This is a genomic window from Acetivibrio clariflavus DSM 19732 (assembly GCF_000237085.1).
Lineage (GTDB): Bacteria > Bacillota > Clostridia > Acetivibrionales > Acetivibrionaceae > Acetivibrio > Acetivibrio clariflavus.
On sequence record NC_016627.1, the window covers coordinates 868568 to 885313 of the forward strand.

At 35.9% G+C, this 16746-nt stretch carries 9 protein-coding genes and 1 pseudogene; 7 read left to right on the forward strand and 3 right to left on the reverse strand.

Going from position 1 to position 16746, the window contains the following annotated elements:
• Positions 1-240 precede the first annotated feature (240 nt).
• Positions 241-3766 (forward strand): annotated as a pseudogene (gene nifJ, locus CLOCL_RS03660) (pyruvate:ferredoxin (flavodoxin) oxidoreductase).
• Positions 3767-3805: 39 nt separating this feature from the next.
• Here the strand turns inward: nifJ and CLOCL_RS21425 are convergent.
• Positions 3806-3973: a CDIF630_02480 family spore surface protein gene (locus CLOCL_RS21425; protein WP_014254086.1), complete on the reverse strand. Its 168-nt coding sequence runs from the start codon at positions 3971-3973 to the stop codon at positions 3806-3808.
• 251 nt (positions 3974-4224) lie between these two features.
• Here CLOCL_RS21425 and bioB point away from each other — a divergent pair, with 251 nt between their 5' ends.
• The 4 genes from bioB (at position 4225) to CLOCL_RS03680 (ending at position 8758) form a co-directional block, all read left to right on the forward strand.
• Entirely contained in the window at positions 4225-5190 is a 966-nt protein-coding gene (gene bioB / locus CLOCL_RS03665; RefSeq protein WP_014254087.1) for a biotin synthase BioB, read from the forward strand.
• 333 nt (positions 5191-5523) lie between these two features.
• Complete coding sequence (locus tag CLOCL_RS03670) at positions 5524-6063, forward strand: RNA 2'-phosphotransferase (RefSeq protein ID WP_014254088.1); 540 nt, start codon at positions 5524-5526, stop codon at positions 6061-6063.
• A 150-nt stretch (positions 6064-6213) separates the two neighbouring features.
• A complete protein-coding gene (locus CLOCL_RS03675; RefSeq protein ID WP_014254089.1) occupies positions 6214-7392 on the forward strand; it encodes a DUF4272 domain-containing protein in 1179 nt (392 codons plus the stop codon).
• 142 nt (positions 7393-7534) lie between these two features.
• Positions 7535-8758: an FprA family A-type flavoprotein gene (locus tag CLOCL_RS03680; RefSeq protein ID WP_014254090.1), complete on the forward strand. Its 1224-nt coding sequence runs from the start codon at positions 7535-7537 to the stop codon at positions 8756-8758.
• A gap of 181 nt (positions 8759-8939) precedes the next feature.
• Here CLOCL_RS03680 and CLOCL_RS03685 read toward each other — a convergent pair whose 3' ends face one another.
• Positions 8940-9725 carry an alpha/beta hydrolase gene (locus CLOCL_RS03685; protein WP_014254091.1) on the reverse strand — a complete coding sequence of 262 codons (786 nt, stop codon included), beginning with the start codon at positions 9723-9725 and terminating at the stop codon, positions 8940-8942.
• 434 nt (positions 9726-10159) lie between these two features.
• Between CLOCL_RS03685 and CLOCL_RS03690 the strand changes: the two genes are divergently transcribed.
• Positions 10160-12313, forward strand: a complete 2154-nt coding sequence (locus tag CLOCL_RS03690; protein WP_014254092.1) for a substrate-binding domain-containing protein — start codon at positions 10160-10162, stop codon at positions 12311-12313.
• A gap of 529 nt (positions 12314-12842) precedes the next feature.
• Positions 12843-14996, forward strand: coding sequence for a substrate-binding domain-containing protein (locus tag CLOCL_RS03695; RefSeq protein WP_014254093.1), 2154 nt, complete (start codon positions 12843-12845; stop codon positions 14994-14996).
• A 237-nt stretch (positions 14997-15233) separates the two neighbouring features.
• Here CLOCL_RS03695 and CLOCL_RS03700 read toward each other — a convergent pair whose 3' ends face one another.
• Positions 15234-16625: an IS4 family transposase gene (locus tag CLOCL_RS03700; protein ID WP_014254049.1), complete on the reverse strand. Its 1392-nt coding sequence runs from the start codon at positions 16623-16625 to the stop codon at positions 15234-15236.
• Positions 16626-16746 lie beyond the last annotated feature (121 nt).

Below are 16746 nucleotides of genomic sequence, written 5' to 3' on the forward strand. Positions count from 1 at the left end.
ATTTACTTCAGGCTATTTTTTATATAAAAAGTATCATCTAGCACTTTTTTTATATTATTGAGTTTAAGTCGGTATGAGAGCAACTTTCCTGCAAAAAACAGCTTATTGCATAATCAAGCTTTTTTATTAACAAAGATTAGGGACAGAAAATTAAATGTATATACTCTTTGAATTTATATCTTTTCTTGGTGAAATAATAACTCTATAAATCAGATAATAGAGAAACAAAGGAGAGTCTATATGCAGAAAAAACAGACAATGGACGGAAACCAGGCTGCCGCTTATGCAGCCTATGCGTTGACAGAAGTGGCTTCCATATATCCGATAACACCATCCACGCCTATGGCAGAAGCTGTTGATGAGTGGTCTGCCCATGGCAAGAAAAACATATTCGACCAGCAGGTAAGAGTTGTTGAGATGCAGTCAGAGGCTGGAGCGGTTGCCGCCATGAGGGGTGCTCTGCAGTCCGGTGCATTGGCATCTACCTTTACATCGGCGCAGGGACTTCTTATGATGATTCCAAGTTTATATAAATTGGCCGGAGAGCTCTTGCCAGGTGTTCTGCATGTTGCCGCAAGATCAGTGGCAGCGCAGGCGCTGTCTATCTTTGGAGACCATCAGGATGTGATGGCCTGCCGGCAGACTGGAGTTGCCATGCTTGCTTCGACGAATGTGCAGGAAACGATGGATCTTGGTATTATTGCCCATTTATCGGCAATAAAGTCAAGGGTTCCCTTCATACACTTTTTTGATGGATTCAGAACGTCTCATGAATATCAAAAAATCGGTGTTGTTGACTATGAAGACATCAAAAAACTGGTGGATTATAAAGCTATTGAAGATTTCAGAAACAGGGCTTTAAATCCGGAACACCCTGTTGCAAGAGGAACTACTCAAAATCCGGATATTTATTTTCAACAAAGGGAAAGTGCGAACCCTTTTTATAATGCAATACCTGAAATTGTACAAGAATATATGGACAAACTGGGAGATATAACCGGAAGGAAATACAAGCTGTTTGAATACTATGGTGCAGATGATGCCGAATATATCATAATAGCCATGGGTTCAGCCAGTGATACCATATATGAAACAGTAGACTATTTAAATGCAAGAGGTGAAAAGGTCGGTACGGTAAGAGTTCATCTCTATAGACCGTTCTCGGAGAAGCACTTGCTCAATGTTATTCCGAAAACGGTAAAGAAAATAGCTGTGCTGGATAGGACAAAGGAACCCGGTGCTGCCGGGGAACCATTATATCTTGATGTTGTAAAAGCCTTCAAGGATTATGAAAAACCTCCTGTAATTGTAGGAGGAAGGTATGGGCTTTCATCAAAGGACACCAGACCTTCTCAGATTATTGCCGTTTTCAATAATCTGAAAGAAAATACACCCAAAGACAGGTTTACCATTGGAATTGTAGACGATGTAACTCATACATCGCTTCCTGAAGGAGATATAGTAGATACTGCTCCGGAAGCTACAACCAGCTGCAGGATATGGGGGCTTGGCTCGGACGGTACTGTAGGTGCAAACAAGACAGCGATAAAAATAATCGGAGACAATACCGATATGTATGTTCAGGCATACTTTTCCTATGACAGTAAAAAATCCGGAGGTACTACTGTTTCTCACCTCAGATTCGGACCTAAGCCTATAAGATCTTCTTATCTGGTTTATAATGCCAATTACGTGGCATGTCATAATAAGTCCTTTGTGTACCAGTATGATCTGTTGAAAGGCCTGAAGAAGGGAGGTACTTTTGTACTTAACTGTCCCTGGAAAGTTGAAGAATTGGAGGAAAAGCTTCCGGCCACTATTAAAAGATATATCGCCGATAATAATATCCGGTTCTATATCATCGATGCTTTGGCCATTGCTTCAGAACTTGGCTTGGGGAACAGAATTAACATGGTTATGCAGGCAGCCTTTTTCTACTTGTCAAATATAATTCCCGTTGAGGATGCTTTGAAGTACTTGAAAGATTCCATAAGCAAGATGTATGGAAAAAAGGGACAAAATATTGTTGACATGAACATAAAAGCTGTAGATAGAGCTATAGAAGCTCTGGTCAAAGTTGAAGTGCCTGCATCATGGAAAGATGCACAGGATAAAGGCTTACCTGTAAAAGAAGAACCGGACTTTGTGAAAAATATTCAAAGGCCGATGGCAAGGCAAGAAGGAGATGAACTACCGGTAAGTACTTTTGTAGGAATGGAAGACGGAACATTTCCTTTAGGTACTACTGCTTATGAAAAACGAGGTATTGCTCCAATGATACCCCAATGGCAAATTGAAAAGTGTATACAATGCGGTAGGTGTTCCTATGTATGTCCTCATGCAACCATACGGCTTTTCCTCCTTAATGATGAAGAAGTTGCACGAAAACCCGACACTTTCCAAACAAAAACTGCTACAGGAAAAGGCCTTGAACATTTGCAATTCCGTGTTCAGGTAGCACCATTGGATTGTACCGGATGCGGCAGTTGTGCTGATGTATGTCCTGCTAAAGGAAAGGCACTGATTATGCAGCCTGCTGAGCAGGAAATAGAAGCTCAGGCGGAAAATTGGGAGTTCGCCATGACTATCACGGAGAAGTCGGGGCTGATGGACAAAAATACAGTGAAGGGAAGCCAATTCATAAGGCCGTTGCTGGAGTTCAACGGTGCATGCCCAGGGTGTGGAGAAACACCATATATAAGACTTCTTACACAGCTTTTTGGCGACAGAATGATGATATCCAACGCTACAGGCTGTTCATCCATATGGGGAGCTTCTGCACCTTCTATTGCCTACACAACAAATGCAGAAGGAAAGGGTCCGGCATGGATAAATCCTTTGTTTGAAGATGCGGCTGAGTTTGGCTACGGCATGTTCCTTGGAGTAAAGCAGGTAAGAGCTAAACTTGCCGAGCTCATAAAAGAAGCAATGAATTTACTCATTGACGAACGTCTGAAAAAAGCCTTCCAAGGCTGGCTTGATGCATTTGATGACGGGGAAGCATCAAAAACTGCTTCAAAGCAAGTAATAGAAGTACTTGAGGACTATGATTATAAAGGCAATCAATTACTGGAGGAGATCGCTAAAAGAAAAGATTTCCTTGTAAAGAGATCCTTCTGGGTTATCGGTGGTGACGGATGGTCTTACGATATCGGTTTTGGAGGATTGGACCATGTTCTGGCCATGGGAGAAGATGTAAATCTGTTTGTAATGGATACAGAAATTTATTCCAATACCGGCGGGCAGTGCTCAAAAGCTACACCTACTGCTAGTGTTGCAAAGTTGGCTGCTGCAGGTAAAAAGCTTCAGAAGAAAGACTTAGGCCTTATGGCTATGACCTATGGACATGTTTATGTTGCACAGATTGCTATGGGTGCCGATATGAACCAGACTATAAAAGCCATTACCGAGGCAGAGAGATACAAAGGTCCGTCATTGATTATTGCATATTCACCTTGTGTAAGCCATGGAATAAAAACAGGAATGGGAACAAGTATCGCTGAGGAAACGAAAGGCTGTTGAGGCTGGATATTGGCATCTTTACAGGTTCAATCCCGAACTTCGCAAGGAAGGAAAGAATCCATTTATTCTCGATTCTAAAGACCCTACCGCAAACTATAAAGATTTTATCAATGGTGAGGTAAGATATTCACAGCTTATGAATGTATTCCCGGATATTGCCGGTAATTTATTTGACCTTGCAGAGCAGAATGCAGCTGAAAGGTTCAATCGATATAAAAAATTGGCGGAACACGGATTATTCTAGAACGAAGAAGGGAAGGCTGAAATTTGAGCCTTCCCTTTTTTACTTTTGATTTGTATCCACGTATTCCTTGGCGTTCCTGACTTGAACTTCGTCAGGAATATTTACTTTGGATTTTGGTTTCATTTTACTGGTATTTGCCCATGCGGCAGTATCGTGATTTTCAATGGGTACATCCATGTGTTTTTCCTTATATTTGTTTTTCGCCATAAGCCCTCCACTGCTATTTATTAAATTGTTTTCTATTAGTATTTCAAAGTATGACACTTCTTAATCATATAATTAATGTAATTTAAGCAACACCAGATTGCACTGGAAGTGTATGAAAGTTAATATCAAAAGCTTTGCTGCAATTGGAAATTTAAGACTTTATCAAGTATTGTCAACCAAAAAGCAAAGAAATGGTTGACAATGAATTTTTTTAGGACTATTATAGATAAAAAACATGGGGGTGGTAAATTGTGGCTAATATTTTGAAACAGATAGAGAGTAGATTGGAGAAAGGTCAACTGATAAGCTTCGAACAAGCAATGGAACTTGCTGAAGCCAATGTAGAAAATGAAAAAATATTTTTATTGGCAGACAGGCTTTGCAAAAGATACAAGGGAAATAGCGTTGAACTTTGCTCCATTATTAACGCAAAGTCGGGTAAATGTTCTGAAAATTGTAAATATTGTGCGCAATCGGCGCATTATAATACCGACATTCAAAGTTACCCTTTAATAAGCACTGAGGAAGTTTTAAAAAGGGCAAGGGAAAATGAGAGGGAAGGAGTTCACCTTTTTGCAATTGTAACTAGCGGAGGAAGTCTTTCATCAAAGGATTTTGAGAAGGTTTTGGATATGATTTCAGTATTGAAAAAAGAGACACGCCTTAAGCTGTGTGCATCATTGGGAAGCATATCTTTTTCACAGGCACTCAGCCTTAAACAGGCAGGTCTTTATATGTATCACCATAATATAGAAACATGCCGGGAATATTACAAAGAGATATGCGACACTCATACCTATGAAGACAGGATAAATACGATAAAGAATGCGAAGGATGCAGGTCTTGAGGTTTGCTGCGGAGGCATAATTGGAATGGGGGAAAGTATGGAGCAAAGAATAAAAATGGCCTTTGAAATCCGTGAACTTGGCATTAAATCTGTTCCTATCAATATTTTAAATCCCGTAAAAGGAACACCACTGGAAAATGTCAAAAGACTGGAACCTTTTGAGATACTTCGAACTATAGCCCTTTTCCGACTGATAATGCCTTATGCTACCATAAGATATGCCGGTGGGAGGTTATCCTTAGGAGAGTATCAGAGCGAAGGATTTAAAGCTGGTATCAATGCAATGATGGTTGGGAACTACCTTACAACCATAGGAAACAAAATTGCAGATGATTTAAAAATGTTGCAAAGTTTAGGGCTTTCCGTATGAGAATGAGTTGTAAAAGAGTGTAATCCAAAAATAAAGTTATTTAAAAATATTGAATAATGACATTGAAGATAGCCGGAAAAATATATAACTCTTGAAGATTTCGGCAAATTAAAGTAAGATATGGTTATAAAAGCTGAATTGGCTTTGATGAAATAAAATTTGAAGCACCATATCGGAATAAAAATGCTCTGAAAAAGTAGTTTTGGTATCAGACAATTGTGAGAAAGCTTTAAAATCAGCTATAGTTTTTAGAGATGATAAAGATACCCTTTAATTTAAGAACTGCTCAAATGTAACCGTTGAATGGTATATTGTGAGGAAGGGCGATAATAAATGGATTATATCAAATTAAGCAAGGCTATGTCTTATGCTTTGAGGCATGCACCGTGGGAATATGAACTGGAGCTGGATGAATATGGATGGGTAAGTATTGAGCAGTTGCTGTATGCCTTCCGGGAGGAAAAGAAATGGTACGAGTTAGATATTAAAGATATTATCTATGTAGTGGACAATTGTGATAAAAAGAGATTTGAAACCGACGGCAAAAGGATAAGAGCTCTCTATGGACATTCAATTCCCCAAAAGATAATAAAGGAATCTATGCAGCCGCCTGATATATTATATCATGGAACAGCAAGAAGGTTCCTGACAATGATTATGGAAAAAGGGTTAATTCCAAAGGGAAGGCAGTACGTTCACCTGGCAGTTGATAAAGATATGGCTTTGCAAGTGGGAAAAAGAAGAGACAGTGAGCCGGATTTACTCGTTATAAACGCTAGAAAAGCATGGAATGAAGGGGTTAAATTTTATAAGGGAAATGAAAGAGTATGGCTGGCTGATTTTATTGAGCCCATTTATATTGAAATTGAATAGCTTATGGATTTATATAGAAAAAAGGTTTGTGATGAAAAGTTTTTGAGCTGTTGACGTGCGTATACATTGCAACTTTGAGTGTCAATATTGGAAAGACGGTTAACTTAATTTTTAAGAAGTTATTTTGAGAAAGATAATGGGTGATAGCAAATGAAGCAGTGTACAATATACACTTCAACCAAATCTGTCCAAGAAATAGTTGAAGCTATAAAACATGAATTTAATGACAAAAAGGTTGAGGTATTTAATAACGGTTATCAAATACGGGTAACATTTAAAAAACTCTTTTCAAGTTATAGCATTAATTTTTCGTTAATGACAGCAGAAAGTGAATCCACAAGATATAAAGATATGATGAACGGTATGTATGGGTATTTTTATCAAATACCTACAAAACATCAAAGTATAAAAGAAAAATTACTTAAACAAATCCAATACTTGAATGCCTGTGTGGGAATTGTATCTGACAGGGAAATTGACAATGATTCTTATCAAAGAATTGTGAACATTCTCTCAAAGCTAAATGCTTTATTGTTTGTTCCGTCAGGGTCTATATTGGATAAGTACGGGAAAGTTATCCTTGATCAAAATGGAGAGAGCCAGGTTGAAGATTATATTGTAACAGCATCATCGGATATACTGGATAAACATGTAGAGACGACAAAATCAGCAGAAGAAAGGAAAAAGAGATCTATTGAGTTGCTAAAAAGCAGGAATATTCCATATATTGAACATCTACCTGTTATTGTTGGAGATGAGCACGCACGCATAAGAGAGAAAGAAGAAATAGCAAAGAGAGCAATAGCTTTGGCTTTAATTGCAACCTATGCAGCTGATTTGGCAAGTGGAAAATCAATAGAAGAGAGCAGGTCTTTTTTGAAGAGTCTTATTGAACGATACAACGCAGAAACTTTTTTTACCGAACGAGAATTGGAGTTTATAAATTCAGATATCATTGATGAAGAGAAATCAATTCAATTTGCATGGGAATATGAATGCCTGTTGGTGCTTTTGTGGGCATTGGGATATGTTAAAGAACTTGATTTTCCAAATAAAATTTGTGATTTAAGTGAAATAATTGGGTATATAAAAGATGCAAAAAATTTTGAAGAATTTTTAGTATCTTCAAATTTAAGGAAAAAACATGAAATTCTTGATGAGGCTGATCTTATTTACCGTTATGACTGGGCTTGCGTAGATGCAAGAATTAAGAACCTGCCCGCACCCGGAGGTCTCGACGATGAAGTTGTGGTTGAAAGGCATAAGGCTCTAAATTGGCTTATTTGCTATTTTGACCAGGAATGGGACGATGTAAGGACGGATACGTAGTTAGAAGCATCTCAATGTTAGAGAAGAGCTTTAAGATGTATCACAGATAATGTGAATCAAATTTTGAATTGGCAGTTGCATTTTTTTCTGAAATAAACTTAAATAAAGTTGAGAAAAAATTTATAAACAGGAGGGGTTGATTATGAAAAAAATAGAGCTTGCAGACGGAGTATATATGCTGTCCATGAATGTGGAAAATATTTTGTTTGAAGGTATGTGGGATTTGGCTAACGGTGTTACGTTGAACTCTTATATAGTTAAGGGCGATAAAACTGCTGTTATTGACGGTGTTATAGGTTGGGACGGGATACCGGAAACTTTGTATAAAAATTTCGAGGAAATGAATTTGAATCCTAAGGAAATAGATTATCTGATAGTTAATCATATGGAGCCGGACCATTCGGGATGGATTGAGAATTTTAAAAAGGTCAATGATCACTTAACAATAATATGCACAGATAAAGCGGCAAAACTGATAAATTCATTTTATGGCAATGAAGTCGAAATAAGAGTTGTCAAGGAAGGAGATACTTTAGATTTAGGCAAAGGGAAAAAATTAAGTTTCCATCCGTCGCCAAATGTACATTGGCCTGATACCATGCTTACTTATGAATCAGGAACAAAAACCCTGTTTTCGTGTGATATGTACGGAGCCTTTGGAAAAATAGGCGAACATTATTTTGATGATGAATTGACTCCTGAAGAAGTTGAGTTTTTTGAAAAGGAAGGTATCAGATATTTTTCAAATGTCATGGGAACGTTTACACCCATGGTGAAAAAGGCAATAGAGAAGACAAAAGAATTAGATATAAATATTATAGCTCCCGGACATGGACCGGTTTATAGAAAAAATCCCCAGAAAATTATTGATGACTATTTAAGATTTTGCAAATATGCAGAAGGATACGGAAAAAAAGAAATCTCCATATTGTGGGGGTCAATGTATGGAATGACTGAAAAAGCAGTCAATTATGCAGAAAAAATTCTGGAAAGAGAAGGTATTAAGGTAAATAAACTCAAGATGCCTTTGGAGACTGAAAGTGAAATGCTTGCTACTGTTTTCCAATCAGCTGGTATAATAGTTGCTGCACCTACCTATGAATATAAGTTGTTTCCACCGGTAGCTGCAGCTATGGAAGAAATAGGAAGGAAGAAAGTTGCCGGAAAATCTGCTTTGTATTTTGGTTCTTTTGGATGGTCCGGCGGTGCTGAAAAAGAATTGAATGAAATAGTTGATAGAAACAGAATGAAATGGGACTTTGTAGACACTATTGAATTTGAAGGTTCTCCAAAAACAGAGGATCTCAATAGAATTGAGGAAGGTATTTCAAAACTGATTAAGCAAATTGAAGCGAAAATATCATAAAAAACTTAATTGGTTAAGGGTAAATACATTTATATGACTTAGTGAAAAAACTTCCGCTGAAATATTGCTATAACATTTATGCTATGCATAATGTCGCGCAAAAGCGGAAGTAATTTTTCACTTTTGTATATATTAGTTATGGAAAATTTTTAATTACGGAATATCCAGTAGATTACTATGCTTAATTTCCTTCTGCCAGCCATGCAAACCCTTTTGCAAAATATTTATTCCAGAATTCCATATTGTGACTGCCTGTGTCTTCGATATAAGTAACTTTTACATCGTGATTGGACAAAAACTGGTAAAACTGGCGATTGTCTTCAATTAAAAAATCTTCGGTTCCGCAGGCCATATAAATATCCGGGATGTTTTTTCCCTGCTGTTTTAACTTCTTTACGAGAACTTCCGGGTTGTTGTCACTTTCAATAAGCCGGTCTAAATCACCAAAACAATTCCGATAATAGTAGTAGTTTGCGAACTGATTTTCTTCACCGGGTTTCATTCCAGCTATTCGATGTATAATTAGTGCAGAGGAAAGGGCGACAATTTTTCCAAAAGTTTCAGGGTATGCAAGACCTGTGTGCAAGGCACCGAAACCGCCCATGGATAGTCCGCTGATAAATGTGTCTTCTTTACTCATGCAGAGTCCGAAGGTTTTTTGAAGATACTGAACCAATTCTGACCCGACAAATGTGCAATATTTGCCGCCAGTTGACTGTGAATCCAGATAAAAGCTATTTTCACCGTTTGGAAATATCAAAGCAAAGTTGTATTTTTCACCCAGGTCATAAATCCGGTTCCATCCACTTCCATGGCCTGAATAACCGTGTAAAACAAATACTGTTTTACATTTTCGATTATAATGAGGATTATTTTCTTGAGCAAGCGTATCGTTTGGCATGTACATTTTAAAAGAAACTGGACGTATTAAAGAGTGTGAATAAAAGCTAATTTTTAATTCGGCCATATCATTTTTCCTTTCTTCAAATTATAATTTTATACCATAGGAAATTTTATAAAACAATATGTTTGATAACTTTTATTTTGATACAAAATGTTTCAGAAATCAATCTTTTTGCATTTGTAATTAATTTGCTATTATTAATTTAAAAAAAAGCCGATTAATAATATGTATTATTTTTAGTTTCATTTATGATGCTATTAAAAAATTTTCGTAATAATTGCATATCAATAAATTTACAGACTATAGAGAGGAATACCTGATTGTTATCAGTCAATAGTGTAAACTCTGACTAGCTGAGAAATTAACAGCGTTACTGCTCAAATAACAAAAGTAAATATAAAAAGCTATATATCAATGTTATGCCAATGATAAATTGATAAATACAATAGGCAAATGTATGCTTATTGGGTATATTTAATTTATCCAGGAGGATATTTATGAAAAAAATAAAGCGAGACTTACAAAGTAAGAACATTATAAAGATAGTTATATTTTCTATAATAATTTTTTTACTTGTATTTTTGACACTTACCTTCTCAGCTTTACTGATAGGATCAGTATCCGGTGTTTCAGCAACAATTATTCTTATTGCAGCTTTGATTTTTGAAGTCATTGGATTTATAACAATATTGACAGTTCTATTTAAGTTTTTTCGTTCCGTTGATTCGGTAAATTCAAAAGTTCAGTCGCTTGCTCATGGAGATTTGAAAGCGGATGATATTCTCAAGGAAGAGAGTTTTGGTCTCAGTTTGCTGACTGAAACTTTTAATGACATGAAATCCAATCTTATTAATTTTATTTCGTTGACCAAAGTTAATATAATAACTATATCCGATGCTATTGAGAGCTTGTCAAAAAGTATGGATAGAAGTTACATGGGCAATAAGCGAATAGCAGCCAGTATGGAAAATGTAGCCGAAAGGGCTAATGATCAGGCGAAGCTTATGGGCGATGCCATGGCTGGCATTGATGAAGTAAAAAACAGAATAGAAATTATTACCGAGAGTATTGAAAAGTTTGAGAAGTCGGTTGAAGAATCGGTACGTGCAACGGCATCGGGGGTAAAGAATCTGGAGGAGTACTATAAACAGGTTAATATTATTTCGGATAATTTGAACAGTACTTCAGAATATATTAAAAAATTGAATGCTGATATAACACAGATAGATAATATTGGTAAACTTATTACCAAGACCAGTGAGCAGTTGAAACTTTTAGGGCTTAATGCTTCAGTTGAAGCGGCCAAAGCAGGTGAATCGGGTAAAGGTTTTTCTGTTGTAGCTCATGAAATGAATTTGCTGTCGGCAGCAACCAAAGAGAGCGTTGGCAAAATAAGTGATATACTGAAAAATATCCAGGATAGAAGTGAACTTGTAAGCAAAAGTATAGATGAGTGTGTGGAGAGTTATGATGTCAGCAAAGATATATTTAAATCTATCAAACAGTCTTTTGATATTATCTACAATAATGCAAATGTACTTGAAGCGGATATAAAGAAGGTTCACAACGAAGCAAATTTAATCAATTCAAGTGCACACGAGATTAATGAAAAAAGTCAGGAACTTTATAAGATTTCGGAAGATATATCAAATAAAACCAATGAGGTTTCAGCAGTAACCTTAGAAGAATTGGAAGAATTGCAGAAGATTAATATAAGCACTTCATCGTTGAATCATATGCTTGAAGGATTTGAAACACTAATTGAAAAATTCAACACATCGGTAGTTCCGGTTGATGCTGATAGTGAAAAGCAATTGCGAATTGCCTTTGTGAGTCCTTTGGATAATGAGTTTTGGTATGTTATTCGTAAAGGTGTCTTGTATGCCAAGAAGGAACTGGCTAAAAAGAATGTAGTAATAGATTTTTACGGCATTGAGGAAGATGTAGGACCTAAAATTAGGGAATCCTTTAAAGAGGCAATGGACAATAATGTCGATGGTATTATTGTAACGGGCTTTGATCCTCTTCTTGCTGAGTTGATTGAGCAGGCTTATCAAAAGAATATTCCCGTTATGACCTTTAATGTTGATTTGCCGGTAAAATCAAAGCGTATTGCTTATTTTGGGCCGGATATAAGTTTAACTGGAGTTGTTACTGCCCGTGCTTTATCAAAAACTTTGGGCGGAAAAGGTGAAGTTGCTATTTTAACAGGTAGCGGAAGGGTATTTTGGGAAAATGAGACTTTGGCTGCACTTAAGAAATACAAGGGTATAAAGGTAACAGTAAAGGAAGGCTGTGCAGATGATATTGAACTTTCTTATACTGTAGCAAAAGAACTGCTCACAAAGAATAGTAAAATACGTGCGATGAGTGTTCATGGTGTTGGAATGTTTGGGGCTATCAGAGCTATTGAAGAGCTTGACCTTGTGGGCAAGACCTTTATTGTAAGTTGTTTCTACGGCAAAGAAGTAGCAAGATATATCAAAAAAGGAATAGTTTGTGCTGCTATAAGTCATGATCCGTTTGGACAGGCTCACGATGCGATTATTCATATGTACAACATGTTAGTTACAGGGCAAAAACCTGAAGGTGAACATATTTGGTCACGTCTGGAAATAATAGATAGAAAGAGCATTTATGACTTACTTTAGTTTGTATTGCGGTTTTTAGCTTTTATATATAGCAGAGAATAACAAATATAGTTTTGTTTTTGCCTATAAACAAAACTATGTTTGTTTTTATATCCATTTCTTTTTTTAAAATAATTTTAAATTGCAGATTGCAATAGTAAATAAAAAATATTTTTAAAGATTTTTTATTTTACTTATTTATCAGTTATTTAATAAAACTTATTGTAATTAATTTTTTAAAATAGCCGATTAATAATATGATATGTTTTGATAGGAATAACTGAAACGTTCTGAAATGATTTGTCAGAAAGCAGATTGGTATTTTTTATATAGTATTTCAAATCTATTTCTTACTAGTACAACTGACTGTTCCAATAGAGTTTATGAAATACTTTATAAAGTTTGTTTTAATAACGGGTTTTTTATACTGAAAATAACAAGAAGTAGACATAAAATTTAATTACATATATTTATGTTAACAAATATATTCTATAAATGCAGTAGATGAAAGTCTGCTGATTGTTAGCTATATTGTAATAGGAGGACGTTTATGAAAAATGCTAGACAAAGTATACGCAGCAAAAACATCATAAAATCAATACTGTTTTCCATTGTAGCTTTTTTATTTGTATTTGTAACACTTACAATTTTAGCTTTACTCCTAGGAACTTTATCAGGAATTTCTTTAAGAATTACTCTTACTGCAGCTTTGATTTTTGAAGCTTTAGGATTCATAATATTATTGACGGTTTTGTTTAAGTTTTTTAGGTCTATTGATGCGGTTAATAACAAAGTTCAATTACTTGCCAGTGGAGAACTGAAAGCAGATGATATTCTCAAGGAAGATAGTTTTGGATTAGAGGTTTTAACGGTGGCTTTTAATGACATGAAGTCAAATCTGCTCAATTTCATTTCATTGACCAAAGTTAATGTAATAACTATATCCGATGCCATTGATAATCTGTCAAAAAGTATGGATAGAAGTTACATGGGCAATAAACGAATAGCAGCCAGTATGGAAAATGTTGCTGAAAGGGCCAATGATCAGGCAAAGCTTATGGGTGATGCCATGGCTGGTATTGATGAAGTAAAAAATCGAATAGAAATTATTACCGAGAGTATTGAAAAATTTGAGAAGTCGGTTGAAGAATCGGTACGTGCAACAGCATCAGGAGTGGAAAATCTGGAGGAGTACTATAAGCAGGTTAATATTATTTCAGATAATTTGAACAGTACTTCAGAGTATATTAAGAAATTGAATGCTGATATAACACAGATAGATAATATTGGTAAACTTATTGCAAAAACCAGTGAACAGCTGAAACTTTTAGGGCTTAATGCTTCAGTTGAAGCGGCCAAAGCAGGCGAATCGGGTAAAGGATTTTCTGTTGTAGCCCATGAAATGAATTTGCTGTCGGCAGCGACCAAAGAAAGCGTTAGCAAAATAAGTGAAATACTTAAAAAAATTCAAAATAGAAGTGGGCTTGTAAGCAAAAGTATAGATGAGTGTGTGGAGAGTTATGATGTCAGCAAGGATATATTTAAATCCATCAAACAGTCTTTTGATATTATCTACAATAATGCAAATATACTTGAAGCAGATATAAAGAAGGTTCACAACGAAGCAAATTTAATCAATTCAAGTGCTCATGAGATAAATGAAAAAAGTCAGGAACTTTATAAGATTTCAGAAGATATATCAAATAAGACCAATGAGGTTTCGGCAGTAACCCAAGAAGAATTGGAGGAATTGCAGAAGATTCATATAAGTTCTTCATCGCTGAGTCATATGCTTGAAGGATTTGAAATACTAATTGAAAAATTCAACACATCGGTAGTTCCGGTCGATGCTGACAGTGACAGGCAATTGCGAATTGCCTTTATCTGTCCTTTGGATAATGAATTTTGGTTTGTTATTCGTAAAGGTGTCTTGTATGCCAAGAAAGAACTGGCTAAAAAGAATGTAGCAATAGATTTTTACGGTATTGAGGAAGATGTAGGGCCTCAGCTTAGGAGATTGGTAAAAGAAGCAATAGACAATAATGTTAATGGTATTATTGTTCCGGGTTTTGATCCTCTTCTTGCTGAGTTGATTGAGCAGGCTTATCAAAAGAATATTCCCGTTATGACCTTTAATATTGATTTGCCGGTAGAATCAAAGCGTATTGCTTATTTTGGGCCTGACATCAAATCAACCGGAACTGTGGTTGCTCGAATTATGGCAAAAGCATTAGACGGAAAGGGAGAAGTAGCATTCTTGACAGCTGAGGGAGATGATTTCGGAAGAGAGAGTACTTTGGCTGAACTCAAGAAATATAGAGGTATAAAAGTTGCAGCACAGGCATCATGTGCAGACAATATAGAACTTTCATATGCTACAATAAAAGATCTGCTCACGAGAAACAGTAATATACGTGCCATATCGGTTTACGGAGCCGGATTGTATGGTGCAGTCAGGGCTGTAGAAGAACTGGGATTAGTAGGTAAAACCCTAATTATAAGTTGTTTCTATAACAAAGATATAGCTGAGTACATTAAGAAAGGGGTAATATATGCAGCTATAAGCCATGATCCCTTTGGTCAGGCTCATGATGCCGTTATTCATCTTTATAATATGCTGGTTACCGGACAAAGACCTGAAAGTGATGTTATTTGGGCAAACATCGAGATAATAAATAAAAACAATATCTACGATTTGCTTTAGTTTATTGGAATTAGTAAGTTTGGGGATGGAAAAAGTTTTAGTTACAGACAGGTAAAGATTCTCCTTCTTGGCAGAATTTAATTATTGATTGCCGGGAAGGAGAAAATTTTATGTAAACAAATTATTTATGTTATACTTAACATTTATTGGATTTTAAAAGGAATGATGTAATAGTATTTACTTTTGTGCAAAGTTTACATAATATATTTGAATTTCTATGGCCATTTATTATTTTTATCAACTTTCGCAGGAAACAACTGATAGCTTTGCCTTGATATGAACAGGCAAACAAGTGACAAAGTAGTTGAGAAACTCGTTGACTGTTTCCTTTGTCAAAAGCAGTTTTTCCTGTAAAGTAGTTTTTAAAGCCTCTATTATAAGCTGCAGTGCCTCATGGAATTTAATGTCCTCAAGTTCATCGCAGCAATAGTAGAACAAAGTACCAATAGTGCGTAAATCAGTATTATTGCGGTTCTCAACCGCTAACATAATGTACCTTGAAAAAACAATAGTTGTATGGGCAACCATCATATCATAAGAACGACCTTGAAATTCCTTAGCCAGCTTAAGGTATGACTTACACATCTTGAAGAATACCTCTATGTCCCAGCGTTTTCCGTATATCCTGATTATCTCTGTTTCGGGAAGACTAGTATCTGTAGATATGAGAGCTAGCCATTTACTCTTGTTTCTTCGGTCACGGACAAAGACAATTTTTGCTGGAATGTGGTTTCCTTCTTTATCGTGTAATTCTACCATAACTGAAGCAAGGTATTTTGATCTTCCTCTACGTTTCCTGACAGTTCGGTATATCTCTCTCAATGATTTTTTTTCACCATTGAAGTTATAGTAAATCTTGGGAGTATCCTTTACCATAGCTATCACATTAAGATTCATCTTACAAATTTTGATAATAGTAGCCGGAAAGGAGAACCAACTGTCAAATAAAACATATTTTGCTTTAATACCGGTAGCAACTGCTTGTTCCAGCATAGACAGAGCAGATTCCGGTGAAGTGGCTAAGGCATTCTGTCGGCGTTTAAAACCAACGGTTCTTTTATCTATAGTATTTTTCGCTGGATTAATGCAAACCCTTGGATTTGTTGAACTTAAAAGGTTGAAGGCCACAGGAATAAATGAATTACCGTCTGTCCAACCAAGTGTAAGCATACGAAAGCCTTTTTTATTCTTATTGCCGTCAGCATGATCTTTGACCCAACTTAAAAGCTCAACTGACTTGCTTCTTGTCCTACTGTAGAAGGAATCGTCAATTACAAAGGCATCAACCCGTTCATCTGACGTTAATCTATCGATATGATGATTTATGACCTTTGCAGAAAGCAAATATAAAAATCTTTGCCAGTTGATATGTATGGAATTTAAGAATCTGTAGACCACATCCCTTGCAAATGGTATATCAAAGCTTTCTGCTTTATAGTTCATAAACAGATTTTTGCCTGTAAAAACAAGTTCAAACAGTACTTTGAATACCGTAAGACAAGGAATACCTTTATCTTTATATGCGTTTGACTTTTTTAACAGATAGCCTACAGAAAACATTTTGAAAAAGTTATCAACTGTCAAAGAAAATCTATTTTCTTCCTTAACCTTCTGTGATACAATAGACATGTTCAAGAACCTCCAAATTGTCGATTTAATAGGGTTTGGATACTTCTATTATATCACATAGAAGGGGGTTCTTGTATTTTTTATTGCCCAAATCTATTGATTTTTCAATGTTCAGTGCACA

Excerpts from the sequence above, each read along its gene's own strand:
- CLOCL_RS21425 (WP_014254086.1), bottom strand. The coding sequence starts at position 3,973 with ATGGCGAAAAACAAATATAAGGAAAAACACATGGATGTACCCATTGAA.
- CLOCL_RS03670 (WP_014254088.1), top strand. The coding sequence starts at position 5,524 with ATGGATTATATCAAATTAAGCAAGGCTATGTCTTATGCTTTGAGGCAT.
- CLOCL_RS03675 (WP_014254089.1), top strand. The coding sequence starts at position 6,214 with ATGAAGCAGTGTACAATATACACTTCAACCAAATCTGTCCAAGAAATA.
- CLOCL_RS03680 (WP_014254090.1), top strand. The coding sequence starts at position 7,535 with ATGAAAAAAATAGAGCTTGCAGACGGAGTATATATGCTGTCCATGAAT.
- CLOCL_RS03685 (WP_014254091.1), bottom strand. The coding sequence starts at position 9,725 with ATGGCCGAATTAAAAATTAGCTTTTATTCACACTCTTTAATACGTCCA.
- CLOCL_RS03690 (WP_014254092.1), top strand. The coding sequence starts at position 10,160 with ATGAAAAAAATAAAGCGAGACTTACAAAGTAAGAACATTATAAAGATA.
- CLOCL_RS03695 (WP_014254093.1), top strand. The coding sequence starts at position 12,843 with ATGAAAAATGCTAGACAAAGTATACGCAGCAAAAACATCATAAAATCA.
- CLOCL_RS03700 (WP_014254049.1), bottom strand. The coding sequence starts at position 16,625 with ATGTCTATTGTATCACAGAAGGTTAAGGAAGAAAATAGATTTTCTTTG.